This is a genomic window from Streptococcus sp. C300 (assembly GCF_000187645.1).
Lineage (GTDB): Bacteria > Bacillota > Bacilli > Lactobacillales > Streptococcaceae > Streptococcus > Streptococcus oralis_CQ.
This window is the reverse complement of record NZ_GL732468.1, coordinates 963-5,135: the sequence shown is the minus strand read 5'-3', so window position 1 is coordinate 5,135 and position 4,173 is coordinate 963. Positions and strand designations below refer to the sequence as shown.

General features: G+C 39.9%; 2 protein-coding genes and 1 pseudogene. All 3 read left to right on the top strand.

The genetic code is table 11. The features are described from left to right. Nucleotides 1-5: 5 nt before the first annotated feature. A pseudogene (locus HMPREF0849_RS10820) lies at nt 6-885 on the top strand (G5 domain-containing protein); the annotation flags it as partial. Nucleotides 886-911: 26 nt separating this feature from the next. Beyond that, nucleotides 912-1,364 (top strand): G5 domain-containing protein, encoded by a 453-nt coding sequence (locus tag HMPREF0849_RS10815; protein ID WP_442852090.1) that lies wholly within the window; start codon nt 912-914, stop codon nt 1,362-1,364. A gap of 448 nt (nt 1,365-1,812) precedes the next feature. Continuing rightward, a partial coding sequence (locus tag HMPREF0849_RS06355) for a SpaA isopeptide-forming pilin-related protein (protein WP_001035135.1) occupies nt 1,813-4,173 on the top strand: 2,361 nt, incomplete at its 3' end.

Genomic DNA, 4,173 nt, shown 5'->3' with positions numbered 1-4,173 from the left:
GATGAATCAACGTAACATTTAAAGCTGTCAAAGCTAAAGCCATGAGATGGCGTATGGAGCGTAAAGCAGACAAGAGCGGTGTTGCGATGATTGAGATGACCTTCCTTGCACCGAGTGAATTGCCTCAAGAAAGTACCCAATCAAAAATTCTTGTGGATGGAAAAGAGCTTCCTGACTTCGCTGAAGATCGTCAAGACTACCAAATCACCTATAAAGGTCAACGTCCAAAAGTCTCAGTCGAAGAAAGTAATCAAGTAGCTTCAACAGTTGTAGATAGCGGAGACGATAGCCTTCCAGTACTTGTTCGCCTTGTTTCAGAAAGTGGGAAACAAGTCAAGGAATACCGTATCCAGTTGACTAAGGAAAAACCAGTTTCTGAGAAGACTGTTGCTGCTGTACAAGAAGAACTTCCAAAACTCGAATTTGTTGAAAAAGATTTGGCTTACAAGACAGTTGAGAAAAAGGATTCAACGCTGTATCTAGGAGAAACTCGTGTAGAACAAGAAGGAAAAGTTGGTAAGGAACGGATCTTCACAGCGGTTAATCCTAGTGGAAGTAAGGAAGAAAAACTCCGTGAAGTGGTAGAGACTCCGACAGACCGCATCGTCTTGGTCGGAACAAAACCAGGAACCTCTCTTCCGGAAGACGAAGTGAAGAACCTTGTCCTCGACAGACCCGAACTTATAGTCGAAGAAGAAACCATCGACTTCAAGGTTCAGGAGCGTAAGTCTGATAAGTTGTACCTAGGAGAAACTCGTGTCCTACAAGAAGGTCAAAAAGGTATTCGTCTTCACTTGATTGAAGTGGAAAATGGAAAACGTCAGCTTAAAGAAACTTACGATAAAGTCGCTGCTCAAGATCGTATAGTAGAAGTTGGCACTAAACCAGGAACTTCTCTTCCAGAAGATGAAGTGAAGAACCTAGTCCTTAACAGACCAGAACTTGTAATCGAAGAAGAAACAATTGATTTCAAGGTTCAGGAACAAAAGAATGATCAGCTTCCATTGGGTCAAACTCGTGTTCTCCAAGAAGGTCAAAAAGGTATCCGTGTTCACTTGATCGAAGTTGAAAATGGCAAGCGAACTGAAAAAGAAAGCTATGATAAAGTCATGGCTCAAGATCGCATTGTAGAAGTTGGTACGGCTAGTGAAACAACTAAACCAGTACCTCAAAAATCTACAAAACCACAAGTATCAGAAAAAGCAGATACAAAAGAAATTTCTTCAAATGAAGCTAGTCAGGTTCAAAAAGAACAGTTACCAAATACAGGAAGTGCAGAAAGTCAAGCAGCTCTAGCAGCAGGCCTAGCTCTTCTTGGCTTGAGTGCAGGTCTAGTGGCCACTAAAGGTAAAAAAGAAGATTAGAGGCACTAGCTAGAATATGAATCTAGTGGTGACTAAGAAAGACCAGGTTTTCCTGGTCTTTTTTATGACAGAAAAATCATTTAGTAATGTTGGCATAAACAATGCAATCCTAAAAGACGTATTTAAATAAGTGAAAATGCATTTTTAAAATAAAATGTGCAAAAAAAATACTGTTTATCGTATTGGTTTTTAACTGGTATATACTGGCTTGTCAACGAGTAAATTTAAAGGAAAAGGATCATTTCTTAATAGAGAGAAAAAATAAATTATTCTGTAAAAATTTGTTTGATAGTCCTAGCCTTTTTCTTCATAGTATGATAAAATGTGTATGTAATGTGGCTAATAATTTTCACTTGAAAAAGGAGAATGGTGATTAGTTGGGGACAATCATTTAGTTTACTATTACATTGTACATTTACAACTGAATATTATAAGAAAGGAAGATTAAATGAACAAGAAAATAAGATCTTGGATTCAGATTCTTATTCTTTGTTTGGGAGTTATTCTCCAATCGTTTGCCCCTCTTACGCAAGTACGTGCGGCAGAGTATAATGATGTTATCACTAGTGTTGGTGTTGAAAACAGATCTGGTGAAGCTTTAACGCAAGGGTTGGATATTTGGCAAGAATTCCGTCTTACTGCAGATTTTGTTTTGCCAGATAATACGGTGCATGAAGGTGATACAACAACACTTCAATTGCCATCAGAGATTACATTTTCAAACTCTTCAGACATTGAATTACGAGATGCTTCTAACAATCTTGTAGCTACTGGTCGTTTAGATGCAGATAGCAAAACAATTACTCTCACTTATACAAAATTTGTTGAGAATAATTCTGGCGTTAGGGGGAAATTCTTTGTCTATGTCCGAGTTGACCATGACGTTGTTTCAGAAGAAAAAGACGTTGATGTCAACGTTACAGTAGGCCATAGAGTTCTATTTGCAGGAAAGATCCGTTATAACGGCCCTCCAGGGAAATACGACTCTAAAATTGAAAAGAGTTCCTTCCAATTCAAGGATGACGAGAAAAATGTAATCCGTTATAACATTACTGTAAACCGCAATATGGCGAACTACAGTGATGTCACTATCAAAGATGCTTTCTCTTCTCCAAATATGACATTCCTACCAGATACTTTTCGTATTTATAAAGTAAACTGGAGCTGGAATAACGGAGACTGGAAATGGTCCGATGCTCAGGATATGACTGAAACCTTTAAAAACCAACTAGTGGTAAATGCGAATGGTGATGGTTTCACCCTTCCTTTAGGAGATACTAATGGTTTTGGTTATATGATCGAGTATCGAGCTAAAGCGAATTATGATCTAGTCGATGGTGAGGAAATCACGAACGTAGCCAACATGAGCTACAATGGAAGTGAGAATGAACAATCAACCAGCACACGTACCTACCAGATTGCAGGTGGTGTTGCGGAAGGATATGTTTTCACCATTAAAATTCATAAGGTAGACGAAGCAGGCCAACCTTTGCAAGGTGCAGTTTTTGAAGTAATTCGTGATCGTAACCAAGCCGTTGTTGGACGATTGACAACAGGTCCTGATGGTAACGCTAGTGTAGGTAGATTGCTACGAGATAACTATACGATTCGTGAAGTAACCGCTCCTTTTGGCTATGACAAACTAACTGAAGATATTAAAATTTCTCCAGATGAGTTTGGCTCAGACAAATCTGTAGAACGTCGAATTGAAAATAAGAAGACACCTCCAAAGACACCAACTGAGAAAGAGATTACTTTCAAAAAGGTGGATCCAAATGGGAAAGAAATCCCAGGTGCGGAACTTAAAATCTATAGCGGAGATACAGTCAATCTTGAAGAGGCACCTGTTGCAGACTGGACTACTGTAGCTGACGCTTCTAAAGTGATTAAGCTGGCACCAGGGACCTACACTCTAAGAGAGTTCGATGCTCCAGAGGGATATCAAATTGTAGGAGATATTACTTTTACTGTTAATGCTGACGGTTCTACCACTATTAAGAATAAGGGAGCTGATGACACTGTTCTTGCAGCTGGTCCAGTTCTGACTATTACCGATAAAGAGGATACTAGTCCAAAACCAATTACCTTCAGTAAGGTAAACCTTGGAGGGAATGAAATCGCTGGTGCACAGATTAAGATCTACAAGGGCGACAAGGCAGAAGGCACAGCCGTAGAAAGCTGGACTTCAACTGACCAACCTAAGCAACTGAATCTTGAACCAGGCATCTACACTTTCCATGAGGAAGCAGCCCCAACTGGTTACCTCAAAGTAACGGATATCACTTTCCAAGTTAAACCTAACGGTACTGTTGAAGTGACAAAAGTAGGTGAAAAAGATTCTAAAGGTGAAGACAATCGTGTTGTAGCCCAAAATTCAACTCTGACAGTTACTGATAAAGATGACGATGTAGCTCGTAAAATCACGTTCAGTAAAATTAGTCTTGGTGGAGTTGAAATCGCAGGAGCACAAATCAAGATCTTCAAAGGCGATAAGGCAGAAGGCACAGCTGTAGAAAGCTGGACTTCAGAAGCTGGTAAGTCTAAAGAATTGAGCTTGGCCCCAGGTACTTACACCTTCCATGAGGAAGCAGCCCCAACTGGATACCTCAAAGTAACGGATATCACTTTCCAAGTTAACTATGATGGCACAGTTAAAGTTACCAATGTTGGTACCAAGGATGCTAAAGGCGAGGACAATACAGTCGTAACTGATGGTTCAACAATCAAAGTCACTGATAAAGATGACGATAGCCCACGTAAGATTACCTTTAGCAAGGTTAGCCTTGGTGGAACAGAAATCGCAGGTGCT